The 19,919-nt window shown below is 61.6% G+C and carries 16 protein-coding genes; 10 read left to right on the top strand and 6 right to left on the bottom strand.

Translation table 11 applies throughout. The features are described 5' to 3' along the window. Window positions 1-47: 47 nt before the first annotated feature. The 4 genes from iolG (H2Z84_RS04630) to H2Z84_RS04615 all read right to left on the bottom strand — a co-directional run bounded on the left by iolG (H2Z84_RS04630) (window position 48) and on the right by H2Z84_RS04615 (window position 4,040). Window positions 48-1,034 carry an inositol 2-dehydrogenase gene (gene iolG / locus H2Z84_RS04630; RefSeq protein ID WP_181834932.1) on the bottom strand — a complete coding sequence of 329 codons (987 nt, stop codon included), beginning with the start codon at window positions 1,032-1,034 and terminating at the stop codon, window positions 48-50. A 200-nt stretch (window positions 1,035-1,234) separates the two neighbouring features. Further along, the gene (iolG, locus tag H2Z84_RS04625; protein ID WP_181834931.1) at window positions 1,235-2,242 is read right to left on the bottom strand and encodes a bifunctional inositol 2-dehydrogenase/D-chiro-inositol 1-dehydrogenase; all 1,008 of its coding nucleotides are present in this window, start codon (window positions 2,240-2,242) and stop codon (window positions 1,235-1,237) included. A 40-nt stretch (window positions 2,243-2,282) separates the two neighbouring features. Beyond that, entirely contained in the window at window positions 2,283-3,107 is an 825-nt protein-coding gene (locus H2Z84_RS04620; protein ID WP_181834930.1) for a TIM barrel protein, read from the bottom strand. Window positions 3,108-3,137: 30 nt separating this feature from the next. Next, window positions 3,138-4,040 carry a sugar phosphate isomerase/epimerase family protein gene (locus H2Z84_RS04615; RefSeq protein ID WP_181834929.1) on the bottom strand — a complete coding sequence of 301 codons (903 nt, stop codon included), beginning with the start codon at window positions 4,038-4,040 and terminating at the stop codon, window positions 3,138-3,140. A 207-nt stretch (window positions 4,041-4,247) separates the two neighbouring features. Between H2Z84_RS04615 and H2Z84_RS04610 the strand changes: the two genes are divergently transcribed. From H2Z84_RS04610 to H2Z84_RS04585, 6 genes are all read left to right on the top strand, one after another. After that, window positions 4,248-5,303 carry a LacI family DNA-binding transcriptional regulator gene (locus H2Z84_RS04610; protein WP_181834928.1) on the top strand — a complete coding sequence of 352 codons (1,056 nt, stop codon included), beginning with the start codon at window positions 4,248-4,250 and terminating at the stop codon, window positions 5,301-5,303. Window positions 5,304-5,492: 189 nt separating this feature from the next. Continuing rightward, complete coding sequence (gene iolD / locus H2Z84_RS04605) at window positions 5,493-7,349, top strand: 3D-(3,5/4)-trihydroxycyclohexane-1,2-dione acylhydrolase (decyclizing) (RefSeq protein WP_309545435.1); 1,857 nt, start codon at window positions 5,493-5,495, stop codon at window positions 7,347-7,349. Between the two features lie 386 nt (window positions 7,350-7,735). Next, entirely contained in the window at window positions 7,736-8,674 is a 939-nt protein-coding gene (locus H2Z84_RS04600; RefSeq protein ID WP_103525528.1) for a sugar ABC transporter substrate-binding protein, read from the top strand. 57 nt (window positions 8,675-8,731) lie between these two features. Further along, window positions 8,732-10,279, top strand: a complete 1,548-nt coding sequence (locus tag H2Z84_RS04595; protein ID WP_181834926.1) for a sugar ABC transporter ATP-binding protein — start codon at window positions 8,732-8,734, stop codon at window positions 10,277-10,279. Window positions 10,280-10,330: 51 nt separating this feature from the next. Then, the gene (locus H2Z84_RS04590; protein ID WP_103525526.1) at window positions 10,331-11,356 is read left to right on the top strand and encodes an ABC transporter permease; all 1,026 of its coding nucleotides are present in this window, start codon (window positions 10,331-10,333) and stop codon (window positions 11,354-11,356) included. Between the two features lie 167 nt (window positions 11,357-11,523). Beyond that, complete coding sequence (locus H2Z84_RS04585) at window positions 11,524-12,435, top strand: DMT family transporter (RefSeq protein ID WP_181834925.1); 912 nt, start codon at window positions 11,524-11,526, stop codon at window positions 12,433-12,435. Here the strand turns inward: H2Z84_RS04585 and H2Z84_RS04580 are convergent. Beyond that, on the bottom strand, window positions 12,365-13,231 hold the full coding sequence (locus H2Z84_RS04580) for a MurR/RpiR family transcriptional regulator (protein ID WP_181834924.1): 867 nt from the start codon (window positions 13,229-13,231) through the stop codon (window positions 12,365-12,367). The two genes, H2Z84_RS04585 and H2Z84_RS04580, sit on opposite strands and share 71 nt — an antisense overlap. A 226-nt stretch (window positions 13,232-13,457) precedes the next feature. Here H2Z84_RS04580 and H2Z84_RS04575 point away from each other — a divergent pair, with 226 nt between their 5' ends. The 4 genes from H2Z84_RS04575 (at window position 13,458) to H2Z84_RS04560 (ending at window position 18,731) form a co-directional block, all read left to right on the top strand. Further along, on the top strand, window positions 13,458-15,404 hold the full coding sequence (locus H2Z84_RS04575) for a bifunctional 5-dehydro-2-deoxygluconokinase/5-dehydro-2-deoxyphosphogluconate aldolase (protein ID WP_258869292.1): 1,947 nt from the start codon (window positions 13,458-13,460) through the stop codon (window positions 15,402-15,404). A 17-nt stretch (window positions 15,405-15,421) separates the two neighbouring features. Next, on the top strand, window positions 15,422-16,339 hold the full coding sequence (iolE, locus tag H2Z84_RS04570) for a myo-inosose-2 dehydratase (RefSeq protein WP_181834923.1): 918 nt from the start codon (window positions 15,422-15,424) through the stop codon (window positions 16,337-16,339). Continuing rightward, window positions 16,336-17,133: a 5-deoxy-glucuronate isomerase gene (iolB, locus tag H2Z84_RS04565; protein WP_181834922.1), complete on the top strand. Its 798-nt coding sequence runs from the start codon at window positions 16,336-16,338 to the stop codon at window positions 17,131-17,133. The genes iolE and iolB overlap by 4 nt, the downstream gene beginning before the upstream one ends. A 104-nt stretch (window positions 17,134-17,237) precedes the next feature. Then, a complete protein-coding gene (locus H2Z84_RS04560; protein WP_181834921.1) occupies window positions 17,238-18,731 on the top strand; it encodes a CoA-acylating methylmalonate-semialdehyde dehydrogenase in 1,494 nt (497 codons plus the stop codon). Window positions 18,732-18,964: 233 nt separating this feature from the next. Here H2Z84_RS04560 and H2Z84_RS21440 read toward each other — a convergent pair whose 3' ends face one another. Then, window positions 18,965-19,801, bottom strand: coding sequence for an SPOR domain-containing protein (locus H2Z84_RS21440; RefSeq protein ID WP_181834920.1), 837 nt, complete (start codon window positions 19,799-19,801; stop codon window positions 18,965-18,967). Window positions 19,802-19,919: the final 118 nt, after the last annotated feature.

Raw genomic sequence — 19,919 nt, 5'->3', positions numbered from 1 at the left:
CCGGCAGCTTTGGCGGCGGGCTTGCATGGTTGTCGTGACGGGAAGGCTTACAGGCTGATCAGGCGGTTTTCCTGCCAGGAGCGGCTGGCGGCATCGGCCAGTTCCAGCGCCTTGACGCCGTCTTCCACCGTGGTGCGCGGGGTGACGCCGCGCTGTACCACCTCAAAGAAGTGCGCCATTTCCAGCGCATAGGCGGCACGGTAGCGTTCCAGGAAAAAGTGTTCCGGCAGATCGGTGCTGACCTGCTGGCTACCATAGGCGGTGACTTCGGTCGGGCGGTGATTGCCCGCCTGCAACATGCCCAGGCTGCCCAGCACTTCAAAGCGCTGGTCGTAGCCATAGGCGGCACGGCGGCTGGTGTTGATCTGGCACAGGCGGCCAGAGCGGGTACGGATGGTAACGGCGGTGGTGTCGGCATCGCCGGCCTCGCCAATGGCCGGGTCGGTCAGCACGCTGGCGCTGGCCTGCACGCTGACGGCTTCATCGGCCAGAATCCAGCGGCAGATGTCGAAGTCGTGAATCAGCATGTCCTTGAAGATGCCGCCGGAGCGCTTGATGTAGTCCACCGGCGGTGCGCCGGGGTCGCGGCTGGTGACCACCAATATTTCCGGCTGGCCGATTTCACCGGCCTCGATGCGCGCTTTTACCGCGGCAAAGGTGGGGTCGTAGCGGCGCTGAAAGCCGATCAGGCAGGCCACGCCGGCTTCTTTCACCGCTGCGGCACACTGGCGGGCGCGTTCCAGCGTCAGGTCTACCGGCTTCTCGCAGAAGATGGCCTTGCCACGGGCGGCGGCGCGCAGGATGAGGTCGGCATGGGTATCGGTACTGGAGGCAATGACGACTGCGCCCACTTCCGGGTCAGCCAGAGCACTGTCGATATCGCTCACGCTGGCACCATATTGTGCTGCCAGCGCCTGTGCTGAAGGCTGGTGGGTATCGACGACATACTTCAGGCGTGCGCCGGGCTGGGCGGCCAGATTGGCGGCGTGGATCTTGCCGATACGGCCGGCACCGAACAGGGCTACTGCGGTCATTGCTGTCTCCTCATGCGTGTAATTGGCCAACCGTGCCGCTGGTTGGTCTGCTTGTTGATGAGTATATGTTAGAAAAAAATTTCTGAAAAATATTTATTCGGAAATTTTATTTTCTGAAGTGCAAAAAGAAAAAAAGCCACAGTAGCCGATGGCCACCGTGGCAAGTCCGAGGAAGTATGCTGCAGCAGAAAACTGTCCCTTCAGTAAAAGTCCGGGCGTGGCGGCATGCTGATGTCCACCACCGTGCCGTTTTGCTGTGCCAGCACGCAGGCATCGGCTGCCACGGCAGCGGCATAGCCATCCCAGGCCGAGGGGCCGGTGAGGGAGCCGGCCTGCACGCCGTCGATGAAGGCTTGCAGCTCCACGTCGTAGGCGGCGATAAAGCGCTGTTTCCAGTCGGTGAGGATGGCGGTGGAGTAGCTGGCCGCGCTGCGCAGCGGCACGCTGGCTGGTTCTGGCAGGCTGGCAATGCCGGTTTCGCCGACAATCTGGCACTGGATGTCATAGCCGTACTGGCAGTTGACGAAGATTTCCACATCGATGCGCACCCCGCTGCGGGTTTCCAGCAGCACGATCTGCGGGTCGGCCAGCTGGGGCAGGGTGTGGCTGCTCTTGCGCGGGAAAACCACCTGGGCCGACACATAGTCTTCATCCAGCAACCAGCGCAACACGTCCAGCTCGTGAATCAGCGTGTCGGTAATCGCCATCGGCGTGGTGTAGCCCTCGCCCACCGAGGGGTTGCGATGGGCGCAGTGCAGCATCAGCGGTGCGCCAATGCGACCCTCCTGCAGCACCTGCTTGAGCGCACGGTAACCGGCGTCATAGGGCCGCATGAAACCCACTTGCACCAGCCGTTTGCCGTGGCCGCGCTCGGCCTGGATGATACGCATGCAGCCGGCGGCGCTGACCGCCAGCGGCTTTTCGCAGAACACCGGCTTGCCGGCGGCAATGGCATCCAGCACGAATTCTTCATGGCTGGGGCCCCATGAGGTCACCAGCACGGCCTCCACTGCCGGGTCGCGAATCAGTGCCTGGCCGCTGTCGTGCACGCTGGCGGCCAGCTGGTATTGCTTTACTGCGGCCTCGGCTTGCAGCGGGTTGATGTCGTGCACCGCCACCACGCGGGCGCCTGACAGGGTCTGGCTGAGGCGGCGGATGTGGTCCTGCCCGATGGCTCCGGTGCCGATAACGCCAATGGCTAAAGTCATGTTTGTCTCCTTGGTTTTGCTTGTTGTGTGGTGTGCGGGTTTAGCTGGCGAGTTGCTGGCGGATGTAATCCATGCTGTTACGCAGCAGGGTTTCGCTGTCCGGCGCTTCCATGATGTCGTTGGCAAATGGCTCAAACGACACCAGGCCCTGATAACCGCGTGTCAGCAGTTCTTTCAGCTGCGGGATATTGCCCAGCCGGTCGGCACTGCCCACCAGCACGCGGTGGCCGTCGCGCATATCCGTGCTGGCCAGGGTGGTGGATTCCACGCCGGAGATGTGTACCAGCCCGGTCAGTTCCGGAAAGAAAATGTCCTCGCCAGCCAGATGGTGGTGGAAGGTGTCGTGCACCAGGCGGAAAAGGCGCTCACCAGCGGCGGCATAAATGGCGGTGACGGCCTCGGACTTGCGACGCAGCGCACATTCCTCGAAGCCCAGCGGCTCTACCAAGCCGGTGATGCCGTGGTCGTCCAGAATCGGCTTGAGCTGCTTGAGCGCATGGATGAGATCGTGCTGGCGCTGGCTGGCGGTGCGGGCATCGTCACGGCTGTTGAGCGGGCACATCACCAGCGCTTGGGCACCACAGTCGCGGGCATAGGCGGCCAGTTGCACGGCACGCTGTTGCAGGTCGGCATCGAATACATCAAACGGGTAGAGCGCATTGATGCTGCGGATGGTGAGTCCGGCTTCGGCCACGGCATTGCGCAGTTGGGCGGCCGGCGTGCCATTGCTGATTTCCACGCCGTTCAGATCGTTGCGGATTTCAATGTCAGACACGCCCAGGCGTTGACACATGGCCAGATAGTCGGGAAAGGACAGGCGCGGCGCGCTGATGCGGTTGATGGCAAAATGGATGTTGTGGTGCATGATGGGCTTTCGGCGGGTGAGGGGGGCGGCTTACTTTTGGCGGGCGTGCTTATCCAGATAGCGCTGCATTTCGCTCAGCATGAAGCGCGACGATTCGTCGGCGCGTTCTTCCCAGGCAAACACGCAGGAAGACAGCACGCCGTCAAAGCCGATTTCGGCCAGGGTGGCGAAGAACACATCCCAGTCGATTTCACCCTGGCCGATATCCAGATGCTGGTGCACACGCACATTGGCACCGGGCGGGTTGACGATGTAGCGCAGGCCGGAGGAGGCCTTGTGGTTGAAGGTGTCGGCCACCCGCACATGGGCCAGCACTGGCGCGGCGGCGCGCAGCATCGTGGCCATGTCCTCGCCGTAATAGAAGGTATGCGGTGCGATATAGGACAGCTTCACATTGGGTGAGCCAATCACCTGCACGATGTCCAAGGCCGGCTGGAAGGTTTCGATCCAGTCTTCCGGATGCGGCTCGATCGACAGCTGCAGGCCTTCGCGCTCGAAAATCGGCAGCAGTTCGTCCATCGAACGCCAGAATGCCGCCTCGCATTGCTCCGGCGTGTTGATGCCGGCACCCATGCCCAGCGACCGTTCTGGTGCTGCGCCCCGGCCAAATTCCGAAATCAGCGTGTCGCATTCCAGCTCCACGGCAATGTCGATGGCGCGCTTCCAGTATTTCATTGCCGCCTGCCGTTCATCTTCAAACGGGCTGGACCAGCGGTACATCGGTTGCAGCGTGGCCAGGCTCACGCCATGTTCGCGCATGGCCTGCTTGAAACCAGCCAGCCGTGCGCCATTGGCACGCGGCATGGCCCACCATTGCAGCAGGTCGGCGCGCGGGGATAGTTCGATGTGGCGATAACCCAGCTCTGCCGTCTTGCGGCACAGTTCCGGCAGGCTGAGCTGCCGGTGCATATAGGGGTCCAGCGCAATTTTCATGTCGTCCTCCAGTTCTTGTCGTGTGGCCCGGCTGATGTTGCAGTGCACACCATGCCAGGCGCTTGATGTCTTGTGGCAAAAGGGTTGCAGGCTGGTGTGCCGGGACTGACTCTAGGGGATGGACAACAGCTTTTCAGTTGCTGTTTTGACGATAAATCGTCAATGTGGGCCGATTGCCCAGCTCGCGGTAACACCGGAAGGCTCGCCATGACAGCACCCGCACGTCGCAAGAAAACCGCCCGCTTTATCGAAATTGCCGCCGCCGCCGGGGTGAGCGTGGCCACGGTGGACCGCGTGTTGAACGAGCGTGGCAGCGTATCGGCCCAGTCCCGCGCCAAGGTGGTGGCCGCCGCGCGTGAGCTGGCGGTGCCGCGCTTGTTGCCGGATACCCGTCACGGGCTGATCCATATCGACATCCTGTTGCCAGACAACCGCTCGCCATTTTTCCAGCGCCTGCGCCAGGCATTGCAAGCGGCACTGCCCATGCTGGACCAGCGGGTGGTGGTGCATCAGCAGACGCTGGGGGAAAAGGACGACGCCAGCCTGCTGCGCGCCCTGCGCCCACGGCCCTACCGCCGGCAGGGGCTGATTGTGGCGGCACCGGATACCCCGGCAGTGCAGCTGGCTTTGCAAGCGGCCATCCTGCGTGGCGAGCAGGTGGCGCTGGTGGTGAGCAATGTGGCTGGCCTGGCGCAGGCACGCTACGTGGGCATAGACAACCATGCTGCCGGGCGCACTGCCGGCCTGTTGCTGGGGCGCTTGTGCCGCCAGCCGGGGCGCGTGCTGTTGCTGTCCAGCCGGCCGGATTATCGTGGCCATCTGGAGCGTGCCAGCGGCTGTGCCGAAGTGCTGGCGCAGGACTTTCCCCATTTGCAGTGTGACCAGGTGGCCACCGCCACCCATGACGATGCCGATCGTTGCCATGCCGCAGTCAGCCTTGCCTTCAAGCGGGGGCAGCCGATTGCCGGCATTTACAACAGCGGGGCCGGCTCCCCCGGCATCGAAGCGGCGCTGCGCCGCCATGCCATCCATGACAAAGTGTGCTGGGTGACGCATGAATTGTCGGACGACCACCGCCTGTATCTGCAACAGGGCCTGCTGGACGTGGTGATCGACCAGAACCCGGATGGCCAGGCCATCAAAGCCTTGCAGCATGTGCTGAGCGTGGCGGAGCAAGCGCCAGCCGCTGCCGGGGCTGGTCCGGCGGAGTTCCGGCTGTATCTGGCAGAAAACATGTCAGCCCGGCCTTATCTGATCGGCTGAATCTGTCTGGCCATTGCCCTGTCGGTTTGCATTGAAGGAAATTGATTTCCAAAAAAAATTAAAATGAAAAATATTTTGCAATTTGACGGTAATCTTATATCGTAGTGGCAGACAAGCACCTGATCATTGATGGCCTGCCAGCGGCTCCGCCCAGCCGGGCGCAGGCTGTTTCCTCCCTGGAGAATGGATGTGAAAACCGTACGCCTTACCGTAGCCCAGGCGCTGGTGCGCTATCTGGCTGCACAGTTTGTCACCCTGCCGGATGGCAGCCGGGAGCGGCTGTTTGGCGGGGTGTGGGCCATTTTCGGCCATGGCAATGTGGCAGGTCTGGGCGAGGCGCTACAGGCCGCGCAGGATGTGCTGCCCACCTTGCGCGCCCATAACGAACAGGGCATGGCGCTGGCCGCCACTGCTTATGCCAAGGCCCATTTTCGCCGTCGCATGATGGCCATCAGCACCTCCATCGGCCCCGGTTGTACCAATCTGGTCACCGCTGCGGCGGTGGCCCATGTCAATCGCCTGCCCATGCTGCTGCTGCCGGGCGATGTGTTCATCTCGCGTGCGCCGGACCCGGTGCTGCAACAGGTGGAGGACTTTCAGGATGGCGGGGTGTCGGCGGTGGATTGCCTGCGCCCGGTATCGCGCTACTTCGACCGCATCGTGGTGCCCTCACAGTTGCTGACCGCCTTGCCGCGCGCCATTGCCACGCTCACCGATCCGGCGCAGTGCGGCCCGGTGACACTGGCCCTGCCACAAGACGTGCAGGCGCAGGCCTTCGACTGGCCGGAATCCTTTTTTGCCGAGCGTGATATCCACTTCCGTCAGCCACAGCCCGAACCCGCCGAGCTGGCGGCGCTGGCCAGCTTGCTGCGCCAGGCCAAGCGTCCGCTCATCGTCTGTGGTGGCGGGGTGCTGTACAGCGCTGGCGGTGTGGAGGCACTGAAAAATTTTGTGGAAAGCCATGGCATACCGGTGGGCGAAAGCCAGGCGGGCAAGGGTGCGCTGGCCTGGGATCATCCGCTGCTAGCCGGTTCCATCGGCGTCACCGGCTCACCGGCGGCCAACGAACTGGCCGCGCAGGCCGACCTGGTGCTGGCGGTGGGCAGTCGCTTGCAGGACTTCACCACCGGCTCGCATGCGCTGTATGCCCAGGCCACGCTGTTGTCCATCAATGTGAATGGTTTTGATGCCATCAAATGGGGTGGCCACAGCCTGCAATGTGATGCCGCTGTCGGCCTAGCTGCGTTGGGTAGTGCGCTGGCTAGCTGGCAGGCCGATACCGACTGGACCGCCCATAGCCAGCGGCTGTGCCATGGCTGGCGCAGGCAGGTGGACGAAATCGTCCGCAGCCAGCGTGCCAGCCTGCCGACTTACGCCGAGGCCATCGGTGCGGTGCAGGCGTCGGCAGCAGATTCGACTGAGCGCGACATTGTGGTGTGCGCCGCCGGTACGCTGCCAGCCGAACTGCACAAGTTATGGCGCACCAGCACACCGGGTGGCTACCACATGGAATACGGCTATTCCTGCATGGGTTACGAAGTGGCCGGTGGCCTGGGGGTGAAAATGGCCCGGCCGGAGCGCGAAGTCATCGTGATGGTAGGCGATGGCAGCTACCTGATGCTGAACAATGAGCTGGCCACTTCGGTGATGCTGGGGCACAAGATCATCGTGCTGCTGCTGGACAATGCCGGGTATGCCTGCATCAACCGCTTGCAACAGGCCTGCGGCGGCCTGCCCTTCAACAATATGCTGGCCGATTGCCTGCATGGCGAACACGGTATCCCGCAGATCGACTTTGCCCAGAATGCCCGTTCGCTGGGGGCGGAGGCGGAAACGGTCAGTACGGTGGCCGAGCTGCAGGCCGCCATGGTGCGCGCCCGCGCCGCCAGCCGCAGTTATCTGATCCAGCTGCGTATCGATGGCCCGCAATGCACGCCGGAAGGTGGCAGCTGGTGGGAGGTGGGTATTCCGGAAGTATCGGAACGCGAGCAGGTACGGGCTGCCCGTGCCGCCTATGAGGAGGCCCGCCAGCGCCAGCGCCACTGAGGCAACGTCTGGTGCATTGGCTGCGTGCTGCGCTCACAGTATGTTTTGAATGCCACAGGTCTGAAAGACAGTAGCCATGCCCGCGCGGCATGGCTTTTTCATTTTCATGCGCAAGTTTTTTTCAGTAAATCATTTTAAAAACAAGTTGATAGCCTGGGGTGGCGCGTAAGTGGCCGGGTAGTGGATGGTTGAGGTCTGCTATCTACCAAAAGTAAAAATGGAAAAATATTTCTACTAATTTTTCTTTGTGAAATTTTATTTGCAATAATGCGCGGGCTCACTTATCTTAGCTGCACGACCAGACGATATGCGCCTTGCATTGCACTGCAACATGGAACACGGCGCATCTCGGGATCGAACCACTAATAAGGACAGGAGACGCATCAATGAAACGCATCACCAAGCTTGCTGGTTCCGCAGTGTTCTTTTCCCTCACCATGCTGGCCATGCCGGCCTCTGCTGCCAAACTGGGCGTGACCATGTCCGCCTTCGACGACAACTTCCTCACCGTGCTGCGCAATAACATGAAAACCTATGCCGGCAGCCAGAAGGGCGTGGACATCCAGTTTGAAGATGCGCAAAACGATGTGGGCCGCCAGCTCAGCCAGGTACAGAATTTCATTGCGCAGAAAGTGGACGCCATCATCGTCAATGTGGTGGATACCGATGCCACCCCGAAAATCACCAAGCTGGCGCAGAGCGCAGGCATCCCGCTGGTGTACGTAAACCGCATGCCGGCTGACAAAACCCTGCCGGCCAAGGTGGCCTTTGTCGGCTCCAACGAGGCCGAATCCGGCACCGTGCAAATGAAAGAGGTGTGCCGCCTGATGAAGGGCAAGGGCAATATCGTGGTGATGATGGGCGATCTGTCCAACCAGGCAGCACGCCAGCGTACCAAGGACGTGGAAGAGGTGATTGCCAAGGCGCCGTGTAATGGCATCAGGATTGTGGAAAAGCAGACCGCCAAATGGTCGCGCACCGATGGCCGCGACCTGATGATGAACTGGCTCAGCGCCGGTCTGCAGTTTGATGCCGTGGTGTCCAATAACGACGAAATGGCCCTGGGTGCGATCCAGGCGCTCAAGTCCGCCAAGCGGCTGGACAAGACCATCGTGGCTGGCGTGGATGCCACCCAGGATGCGCTTACCGCCATGAAAAACGGCGAATTGAAAGTGACCGTATTCCAGAATGCCGCCGGTCAGGGCAAGGGCGCGGTGGATACCGCCCTCAAGCTGTCCCGTGGCGAGAAGCTGCCGTCGATGATCTGGGTGCCGTTCGAGCTGGTGACCCCGGCCAATCTGAAGAACTACCAGTCGCGCAACTAATTGCCGCAGCGGGCGGCCTCTGCTGAGGAGGCTGCCTGCGACGATGAGGAGCAAACCATGTTGAGCCTGGTCCCAGAAAAACCGCTGACTACCGCCCCATCCCAGCCGCCGGTGGCTGCCCAGCAGCTGCTGATCGACGTGCAAGGTGTACGCAAGGCCTTTCCTGGCGTGGTGGCACTGGATGATGTGTCCTTCCGCCTGCGCGCCGGTACCGTGCATGCACTGATGGGCGAAAACGGAGCGGGTAAATCCACGCTGATGAAGATACTGGCGGGTGTCTACACCCCGGACCAGGGGGTTTATCGCCTGCACGGCCGCGAAATTGCGCTGACATCGCCGCTGGATGCCCTGGAAAACGGCATCGCCATGATCCATCAGGAACTCAACCTGATGCCCTTCATGAGCATTGCCGAAAACATCTGGATCCGCCGCGAGCCGCTGAACCGCTTCGGCCTGATCGACCATGCGCGCATGTATCAGATGACGCGCGAGCTGTTTGCCCAGCTCTCTATCGAGCTGGACCCGCAGGCCAAGGTGGCCAGTCTGAGCATTTCCAGCCGCCAGATGGTGGAGATCGCCCGCGCCGTATCGTACAACTCCGACGTGCTGATCATGGACGAACCCACCTCGGCGCTGACCGAGCACGAAGTCGCCCATCTGTTCCGCATCGTGCGCATGCTGCGCGAACAGGGCAAGGGCATCATCTATATCACCCACAAGATGAACGAGCTGTTCGAGATTGCCGACGAGGTGTCGGTATTCCGCGATGGCCATTTCATCGGCTGCAAGCAGGTGGAACAGCTCAGCCACGACGAAGTGATCCGCATGATGGTGGGGCGTGAAATCACCGAGATGTTCCCCAAAACCATCGTGCCGATTGGCGAGGTGGCGCTGGAGGTGAGCCATCTCACGCTGGACGGCGTATTCCACGATGTGTCTTTTTCACTGCGCCAAGGCGAGATTCTCGGGGTGGCCGGCCTGATCGGCTCCGGCCGCAGCAATGTGGCGGAAACCCTGTTTGGCGTCAGCCCGGCCAGTAGCGGCCAGATCCGTATCAATGGCCAGCCGGTGACCATCGATTCACCGCGCACCGCCATGCAGCACGGCATGGCCTTTCTCACCGAAGACCGCAAGGACACCGGCTGTTTTCTCAGCCTGAGCATTCAGGAAAACATGCAGATTTCGGTGCTGGGTGGTGACAATCTGCAAGCCGGCTTTGTCCGGCAGCAGGCACTGGATGCCATGTGCGAAGCCATGTCCGGCACCTTGCGCGTCAAGACACCCAATCTGGATGAGCGGATTGAGAACCTGTCCGGTGGCAACCAGCAAAAGGTGCTGATAGGCCGCTGGCTGCTGACCAATCCGAAAATACTCATTCTGGACGAGCCCACCCGTGGCATCGACGTCGGGGCCAAGGCGGAAATCCACAAGCTGATCTGCAAGCTGGCAGGGCAGGGGGTGGCCGTCATCATGATTTCGTCGGAGCTACCCGAGGTACTGGGCATGAGTGACCGCATCATGGTGATGCATGAAGGCCGGGTCACCGGCATCGTCGACCGCGCCGATGCCACCCAGGTCAGCATCATGACACTGGCTGCCGGCTGACCGCTTGGTTGGTTACGGCAGGCAAGCACAATAACAGCAGGAGAAGACAACATGGCAATCAGCAATACGCAAGCACTGGGCAAATCTCCCAAGCCCGGTGCATTCCGGTTCAAACTGCCGGCCGAAGCGCGCATCTTCATGGTGCTGCTGGGCGTGGCCCTGATTTTTGAACTGTTGGGCTGGATTTTTGTTGGCCAGAGCTTTATCGCCAACAAGGAAAGGCTCATCGTGATGATTCTGCAGGTGTCGGTCATCGGCATCATCGCCGTCGGCGTCACCCAGATCATCATCATGGGCGGCATCGATTTGTCCTCGGGCTCGGTGGTGGCACTCACCGCCATGGTGTCGGCCAGTCTGGCGCAGACTTCGGATTTTGCCCGCGCTGTCTTCCCCACGCTGACCGACCTGCCGGTGATTGCACCGCTGGCAGCCGGTCTGCTGGTGGGGCTGGTATGCGGGCTGATCAACGGCACGGTGATTGCCAAAACCGCCATTCCCCCCTTCATCGCCACTCTGGGCGTGATGGTGACTGCGCGCGGCATGGCCAAGTGGTACACCCAGGGTGAGCCCATCAGCATGCTGTCGGATAACTACGCGGCCATTGGTGCCGGTATCAATCCGGTGATCATCTTCCTGGTAACGGCGCTGGTGTTCCACATCATTCTCAGCTACACCCGCTACGGTAAATACACCTATGCCATCGGTGCCAACCGTGCTGCCGCCCGTGTGGCCGGCATCAATGTCAACCGACACCTGATCCTGGTGTATACCGTGGCCGGCCTGCTGTCGGGGCTGGCCGGGGTGGTGACCTCGGCGCGGGCGGTATCCGGCCAGGCCGGCATGGGCATGATGTACGAGCTGGATGCGATTGCCGCTGCGGTGATTGGTGGCACCTCGCTTAATGGTGGTCTGGGCAAGATTACCGGCACCGTCATCGGCACGCTGATCCTGGGCACCATGACCTCGGGTTTCACCTTCCTGCGCATCGATGCCTATTACCAGGAAATCGTCAAAGGCATCATCATCGTGGTGGCGGTGGTGGCCGACCAGTACCGCCAGCGTAACCGCCGCAGCTAACTGCCAACTGCTACGACGCAGGGTGTGACTCCGGTTAAACTGTTGCCGGAGTGACACCCTGTCGCTTGTATTCAGCCTGTGGTTTGTACATGAATTTCTCAGCAGGGTGTTGATCGGGAAGGCGAGCCTTCCCGTTTTTTCATTAATGGCGGGAAGGTGTTGTTGTCTTGAATCGTGCTCTGCGCCCCGGGCTGGCCGAAGCCAGCCTGGTATTGGTTACCCTGATTGCCGGCTTTGGCTGGCTGTGTTCCAAGGAAGTCTTGCGCGGCATGCCGCCGCTGCTGTTTCTGGGTGTGCGTTTTGCCAGCGCCGGTGTGGTGCTGGCGGCGCTGGCGCGTCTGCGTGCTCAGCCATTGCCGTGGCGTTTGCCTGCCACCAGCTGGTGGAGTGCCGCCATGCTGGCGCTGGCCATGGTGCTGTGGATGCTGGCCTTGCAGCTGAGCAATAACCTGGGGGTGGGCGCCTTTATCGGCAGCCTGGGGGTGGTGCTGGCCCCGGTGCTGGCGCGATTGATGTTTGGCACGGTGCTGTTGGCGCAGACCTTGTGGGCGATGCCGCTGGCGGTACTCGGGGTGGCGGCCATGGCCTTGCATGGCGGCTGGCAACTGGACGCGGCGGATAGCCTGTTTCTGGCCTCGGCCGTGGCAATGTCGGTGTTTCTCAATCTGAACGGGCGTGCCGGTGCCCGCGCACCGGCCTTGTCACTGACTGCCTTGCAGCTATTGCTGGCGGGGCTGGCCGGTTTTGCCGGCAGTGTGATGGTGGAGCGGTGGCCCGCCAGCCTGAGTCCGGCGGTGTGGGGCTGGCTGCTGGTCAGCATCCTGCTGGCTACCTGCGGTCGTTTCTTCCTGCAGGGCTGGGCACAGGCGCGGGTGCCGATGCAGCGTTCGGCCTTCATTCTGCTGCTGGAGCCGGTATGGACCGCCATGCTGGCCTGGCTGTGGTTTGGCAGCAGCATGAGCGCCAGCCAGTTGGCCGGCGCCGGACTGATCATGTCGTCCTTGCTGATCAGTCGTCGTAAGCCCCGGCGTCGCGGGTCTCTTCAATCACCAGTTCCAGCCGGTAGGACAAGGCAATGAATAGCGCCTGACACAGGCTGATGGTGCTGGTGAGCGAACGGAAGGCGAAGGCGCTGCCTTCCTTTACCGTCAGCACCGCATCGGCATGGCGCGACAGCGGGCTGAGCTGACTGTCGGTAATCACCAGCTGCTTCGCCTTGCTTTGGGCGGCCACGCGTGCGCAGTAGCGGGTTTCCCTGCCATAGGGCTGAAAGCTGATGGCAATCAGCAAGTCGTTTTCGCGAATGCTGCGTATCTGCTCGTGATACATGCCGCCCAGGCCGGATACCAGATGCACGCGCTTGGCGGTGTGCTGCAAGGCGTAGCTGATATAGCTGGCAATCGGGAACATGCGTCGCACCGCCACCACATAGATATTGTCTGCCTTCACCAGCAGATCAACCGCCTTGTCGATGGCAACCGGGTCCAGAGTCTGACCCAGCTCGTCCAGGCCTTGCTGACAGGCGGCAATGAAGTTCTGCGTCACCTGGGTGTTGCTCAGCGGTGTGTCCTGAGTGGCAATCACGCTGCGGATGCGCTTCTGGTAATTGTTGACGTTGCTGGCCGCCGGGGCAAAAGCATCGCGAAACACCGCCTGCATGTCGGAAAAACCGCTGAAGCCAAAGCGTTGGGCAAAACGCACAATAGCCGATGGCTGCACTTCGCAGGCCTGGGCGATATCGGTTATCCGCTCCAGGATCAGCGTCTGGCGATGTTCCTCGATATATTTGGCAATCACTTTCAGCTGTTTGCTCAGGCCTTCGTACTCCTCGGCAATCCGCTGCATCAGCTGGTCCGCGCTCATTTCCTTGCTCATGTTGTGAAGTTTCTGCTGTCTGGACCGCTCTATTTTAGAGGGAATCGGTCAGATTAGAAAAAATTATTTCGGAAATAAATTTCTATTAGAAATTAAATACGAAAAAAATGTTGCATTTGCCGTGGCTGCGTTTTATGCTGGTTTCAACCGATATGGCTGACGGATTGCTTCCCCGGGCGGGTGGGGGCAGCTTGCAGCGGCGGACAGTCACTCAACGAGACATAGAATGCACACCATGCAAAACACCACCCATTTTGCTGCCGACCGACCGCTGGACCTGATCTGTCTGGGGCGCTTGGCCATCGACCTGTATGCCCGCCAGCTGGGAGCCCGGCTGGAAGACGCCAGCAGCTTTGCCCGCTATCTGGGCGGCTCTTCCGCCAATATCGCTTTCGGCACTGCCCGGCTGGGCCTGAAGTCTGCCATGTTGTCCCGCGTGGGCGACGAACATATGGGGCGCTACCTGCTGCAAACCCTGTCTGGGGAAGGCTGCGATGTCAGCCAGGTAAAAGTGGACCCGGAGCGGCTGACCGCACTGGTACTCTTGGGCATCAAGGACCGCGACACTTTCCCCCTGCTGTTCTACCGTGAAAACTGCGCCGACATGGCGCTGGAAGAAGCGGATATTGATGAAGACTTCATCGCTTCCAGCAAGGCGCTGCTGATTACCGGCACCCATTTTTCCAGCGCCAAGGTGAATGCGGCCAGCCGCAAGGCCTTGGCTCTAGCCCGTCAGCATGATGTACGTACCGTACTGGACATCGATTACCGTCCGGTGCTGTGGGGTATTACCGGCCGTGGCAATGGCGAACAGCGTTATATCGCCAGCGATGGCGTCACCGCTCATTTGCAGTCGGTACTGCCGCTGTTCGACCTGATTGTCGGTACCGAAGAGGAAATCAATATCGCCGGCGGCTCGGACAATTTGCTCACCAGCCTGGCCGTCGTGCGCCAGCTGGCCCCGCAGGCCACGCTGGTGGTGAAACGCGGGCCGCTGGGCTGCGCGGTGATTCCGGCAGCCATTCCTGAGCGCATCGAGGATGCCTTCTCGGTCAAGAGCGCACAGGTGGAGGTGATGAATGTGCTGGGGGCCGGCGATGCCTTTCTGTCGGGCTTCCTGTCCGGCTGGCTCAATGGCCGCGATTACGGCTGGTGCTGCACCCGCGCCAATGCCTGCGGTGCGCTGGTGGTGTCGCGCCATGGCTGCTCGCCGGCCATGCCCACCCCGGCCGAGCTGGATTATTTCCTCGGCCTGGAAACAACACCGCTACGTCCTGGTGATGATGCCACGCTCAATCGCCTGCATCGGGTCAGCATCCAGCGCAAGCAATGGGACGATCTGTGTGTTTTCGCTTTTGACCACCGCAAGCAGTTTTTCGAGCTGGCGCAGCAGAGCGGGGTCGATGAAGCGCGCATTTCCACCCTCAAGAACCTGCTGGTCCAGGCGGTAGCCGAAACCGAGGCCGCGCTGCAACTGCAAGGCCATATCGGCATCCTGGTGGACGACCGCTACGGTGAGGACGCTATCTACGCGGCTACCGGTCGTGGCTGGTGGATAGGCCGTCCGGTGGAGCTACCCGGCTCCAATCCGCTGGAGTTCGATCGTGGCCGCACCGCTACCGCGCGGCTGGAAAGCTGGCCACAGGAACACATCATCAAATGCCTGGTGCAGTACCACCCGGACGACACGCTGGAAAACCGGCTGGAGCAGGAAGCTCAGGTGCGTGCCATTTACGAGGCGGCGCAACTGAGTGGCCATGAGCTGTTGCTGGAAGTGATTCCGTCGAAAAAGCTGCCGCAGCAGCCGGATACCGTGCTGCGCGCCCTCAAGCGTTTCTACAATCTGGGCATTTATCCGGAATGGTGGAAGCTGGAGTCGATGAGCCGCGCGCAATGGCAGGCGGTGGATGCCCTGCTGGCCGAGCGCGACCCCTATTGCCGTGGTGTGGTGCTGCTGGGCTTGCATGCCTCGCTGGATGTGCTGCGCCAGGGCTTTGCCGATGCGGCAGCCAGCAGCAGCTGCCGTGGCTTCATGGTGGGGCGCACGCTGTTCCACGAACCGTCACAACGCTGGCTGGCCGGCGAACTGGATGATGCCGGGCTGATCAGCGCCGCCCGTGCCAATTTTGAAACCCTGATCGACATCTGGCGCAGCCGTCGCCAGCCGCGCTGAACCACCGGGAGAGAATAATGAGCAAGCCATTCAAGGTAAAAATCGGCATCAACCCCATTTCCTGGTGCAATGACGACCTGCCTTCGCTGGGCGGTGATGTAACGCTGGACACCATCCTGGCCGAAGGCTCGCGCATCGGTTATCAGGGCTTCGAACTGGGCAACAAATTTCCGCGTGACCCGGCCGCGCTGGCCGCCGTGTTACAGCCCTATGGCGTGGCCTGCATTTCCGGCTGGCACTCCGGCTTGCTGGCTGAGGGCACGGTAGAAGACGAAATCCGCCGGGTCGAGCCGCATCTGCAATTGCTGGTGCACAACGGCTGCCAGGTGATGGTGTATGGCGAAGTGGCCAGCGCCATTCAAGGCCAGCCGCAGCCGCTGTACAAGCGCCCCCGCTTCAATAGTCAGCAGCAATGGCTGGCCTATGGCGCGCGGCTGAACGAATTTGCCCGCCACCTGCAATCGCGTGGCATCACCCTGGCCTACCACCACCACATGGGAGCCTATGTGGAAACGGCACAGGACATCGACCAGCTGATGGCGGTGACCGGGCCGGAAGTGGGCCTGCTGTTCGACAGCGGCCACATCACCTTCGCCGGTGGCGATGCCCTGGCCGTGCTACGCAAGCATATTGCCCGCGTGGTGCATGTGCATTGCAAGGACGTGCGCCCGCAAGTGGTGGCGCAAGCCTGGAACGGCAACTGGAGCTTTCTGCAGGCGGTGATCAACGGCGCCTTTACCGTGCCGGGCGATGGCTGCATCGATTTTGCGGCCATCCTGCACACCCTGGCCGAGCACGACTATGCCGGCTGGCTGGTGGTGGAGGCCGAGCAGGATCCGGTGGTGGCCCCCAGCTACGAATACGCCGACAAGGGCTATCGCACGCTGTCCGGCCTGGTGGCTGCCATCAATCAGCAGGAAAGGACTGTGGCATGAGTTTGCTGGTCAAGGCAGGCAAGGGACGCGAGATTGCCGACATCACCCCGCAGCGTGCCAACTGGCAGCATGTCGGTTTCCGGGCTCTGCGGCTGGATGTGGGCGAGCAGGAGTACTGGCAGGAGGCCGGGCGCGAATGCTGTCTGGTAGTGCTCACCGGCAAGGTGGCGGTAGCGGCGGGCACGCAGCATTGGGACAGCCTGGGCGAGCGCAGCAGCGTGTTTGACGAGCAGGCCCCGTGGGCAGTGTATGTCCCGGCGGGTGTGGTGCTTACCATCACTGCACTGACTCCGGCTGAAGTGGCGTTGTGCTCGGCCCCCGGCCAGCCGGGGCGCGAGGTGCGGCTGATTGCACCTGCCAGCATGCAGCGCAGCGTGCGCGGCAAGGGCGCCAATACCCGTTACGTCACCGACATCCTGCCGCAAACCGAGCCAGCCGACGGCCTGCTGGTGGTGGAAGTCATCACCCCGTCCGGCCATTCTTCCAGCTACCCGCCGCACAAGCACGATCTGGATAATCTGCCGGCGGAAAGTGTGCTGGAAGAAACCTACTACCACCGCATCGACCCGCCGCAGGGCTTTGCCTTCCAGCGTGTCTATACCGATGACCGCAGCCTGGACGAATCCCATGCGGTGGAAAACCACGACGTGATGATGGTGCCACGTGGTTATCACCCGGTATGTGTGCCTTACGGCTACCAGTCCTATTACTTGAATGTAATGGCCGGGCCCAAGCGCCAATGGTGCTTCCGCAACGATCCTCAGCACGAGTGGCTGCTGCAGCTGCCGGACTGAAGCCGACAGGCCCGCCCTGACGGGCCACGCCCATTTTTCCGATTTCATTTTGATGCCGACCGACGACAGGCAGGCCCCCGGCTTGCCCGCCGCAAGGAGAAACCATGTTGCAGATTCCGCATTTCATCAATGGCCAGCGCACCGCTGGCGCAGCGCAACGCCACGCAGCCGTGTTCAACCCGGCACTGGGCCGCAGCCAGGCCCAGGTGGTGCTGGCTGAGGCGCAAGATGTCGAAGCCGCCGTAGCCGCCGCCCATGCGGCTTTCCCGGCCTGGGCGGCGCTGTCGCCACTCAAGCGTTCGCGCATCCTGTTCCGTTTTAAAAGCATCCTGGAAGAACGCCAGCGCGAACTGGCTGCGGTGATTTCCAGCGAACATGGCAAGGTGGAGTCCGACGCCCAGGGCGAGGTGCAGCGCGGGCTGGAAGTGGTGGAGTTTGCCTGCGGCATTCCGCAATTGCTCAAGGGTGAGTACACCGAGCAGGTGGCCACCGGGGTGGATGCCTGGACCATGCGCCAGCCGCTTGGCGTGGTGGCGGGCATCACACCGTTCAATTTCCCGGCCATGGTGCCAATGTGGATGTTCCCGGTGGCGTTGGCCTGCGGCAATAGCTTTATTCTCAAGCCCTCCGAGCGCGACCCATCGGCCAGCCTGCTGATTGCTGAATGGCTGAAGGAAGCTGGCTTGCCGGATGGCGTGTTCAATGTGCTGCAAGGCGACAAACTGGCGGTGGACGGCTTGCTTACCCATCCGGACGTGGCGGCGGTCAGCTTTGTCGGCTCCACGCCGATTGCCCGTTACATCTATGAAACCGGTGCCGCGCATGGCAAGCGGGTACAAGCGCTGGGCGGTGCCAAGAACCACATGGTGGTGCTGCCTGATGCCGACCTGGACATGACCATCGAAGCGCTGATGGGCGCGGCCTACGGCTCGGCTGGTGAACGCTGCATGGCCATCTCGGTGGCGGTGGCGGTGGGCGAGGTGGGCGATACCCTGGTGGCGCGGTTGGCCGAGCGCACCCGCCAGCTACGCATCAATATCGGTACTGATCCCAAGGCCGAGATGGGCCCGCTGGTGACGCGCCAGCATCTGGACAAGGTAAGTGGCTATATCGCCCAAGGCGTGGCCGAAGGGGCAGCGCTGGTGGTGGATGGCCGTGGGCTGGTGGTGCCAGGTTGCGAAGAGGGTTTCTTCATCGGCGGCAGCCTGTTTGATCATGTGACGCCTGCCATGACCATCTACCAGGAAGAAATATTCGGCCCGGTGCTGGCGGTGGTGCGGGTGGACAGTCTGGACGCGGCAGTACGGCTGATCAACCAGCATGCTTATGGCAACGGCACGGCCATCTTTACCCGCAATGGTGGCGCCGCACGCGAGTTCGCTCATCGCATTCAGGTGGGCATGGTGGGCATCAACGTGCCGATTCCGGTGCCAATGGCCTTCCACAGCTTTGGCGGCTGGAAAGCTTCGCTGTTTGGCGACCACCACATGCACGGTCCGGAAGGCGTACGCTTTTATACCCGCATGAAAGCCATTACCAGTCGCTGGCCGGCAGGGCGCTCGCATGTCGCAGAATTTGCCATGCCGACACTGGGCTAGCCATCGTCAGATGCATGACTCCCTCATCCACAGTGGGACTTCCCGGGCAGCTTAGGCTGCCTGCTTTTTTAGGTAGTTATCATGCAACAGGCCCGCTCTCCGGAGAGAAGCGGGCCTGTCTGTTAGCTGCAACAAGCGGCGAGTGGCTAACGCAATCGCGTAGCACTTCTGGAAACCGTACACGGGGTCCGGTCAGGGGCGCAGCGCCGTAGCAGGGATTTTGTGAGCGGTGCTTATTGCGCGGCAGGGCCCAGCAAGGGGGTGTAGCCAAGGTTACGCAGCTTGGCCATGGCCTCGTCCGCTTCAGCGCGGGTTTTGAACGGGCCAAGTTGGACACGGGTTTCGGTGTGGGCTTCTATGCCCTTGGCTTTTAATTCTTTGACCAGTTTTTCCGCATTACCCATGCTGGAAAACAGCCCAAGTTGCAATCGGTACCCCAGCGAGCTGCCTTCCGGCTTGGCCTTGACCACAACAGACGGCGCCGGGTTGGCGCTGTTGTCGCTCTCGGCTGCGCTGCGCAGTGCTTGCGGGGCAGGGGCTGTCTTGGCTGGTGTGCTGTGAGTGGCGACCACCGCCACGGGCGGTGTGGCAGCTTGCGTGGCCGCTGTCGCAGCGGGCGCTGCCGGCGCGGGCTTGTTGGCAGGTTTGGCCGCGGCTGTGTGGGCTGCTGGTGGCGTGACTGGCTTGCTGCTGGCGACCGCCGGGGTTTTGCTGATGTCCGGGGTCTGTGGTGGTGCTGTCGTCGGTGCCGCCGGCGATGCCGTGCCGCCGGCGTCGGTCAGGGGGGCGCTGGCCTCCACTGCAGGAGCGCTGCTTTCAGCCACCGGCTCTGCTGCAGGTTGTTCCAGTGCCGGAGCTGAGCTGGGATTGACGATCTTGCCCGAGCTGCCTACCGGTGTGGTGGCGGTCATTTCCACCTTGGGCTTTTTCATGCTGTCCAGCACGGGAATGGCCGCCAGTGCCACGGCAACCAGTCCGCCAGCAATCGCCAGCCGCTTTTTCAGCTTGCTGTTGAGGTCTTTTTCATCCGGAGCGGAGCCGGGGTCTTGCCGTTGGTTTTGTTCTGTCATGGCCTTGAATTTTTATGCAGCAGAGGCTTGAAAAGGCTGGTAAAATATCGGGTTCCTCAGAATTGCGTAACCCGAGTGGCTGAGCTAGAGCCTAGTTTATCCACTTGTTCTGTTATTT

This window comes from Aquitalea aquatica (assembly GCF_013911085.1).
Taxonomy (GTDB): domain Bacteria; phylum Pseudomonadota; class Gammaproteobacteria; order Burkholderiales; family Chromobacteriaceae; genus Aquitalea; species Aquitalea aquatica.
The sequence above is the reverse complement of the archived record's forward strand: the minus strand, read 5'-3'. Positions and strand labels throughout refer to the sequence as shown.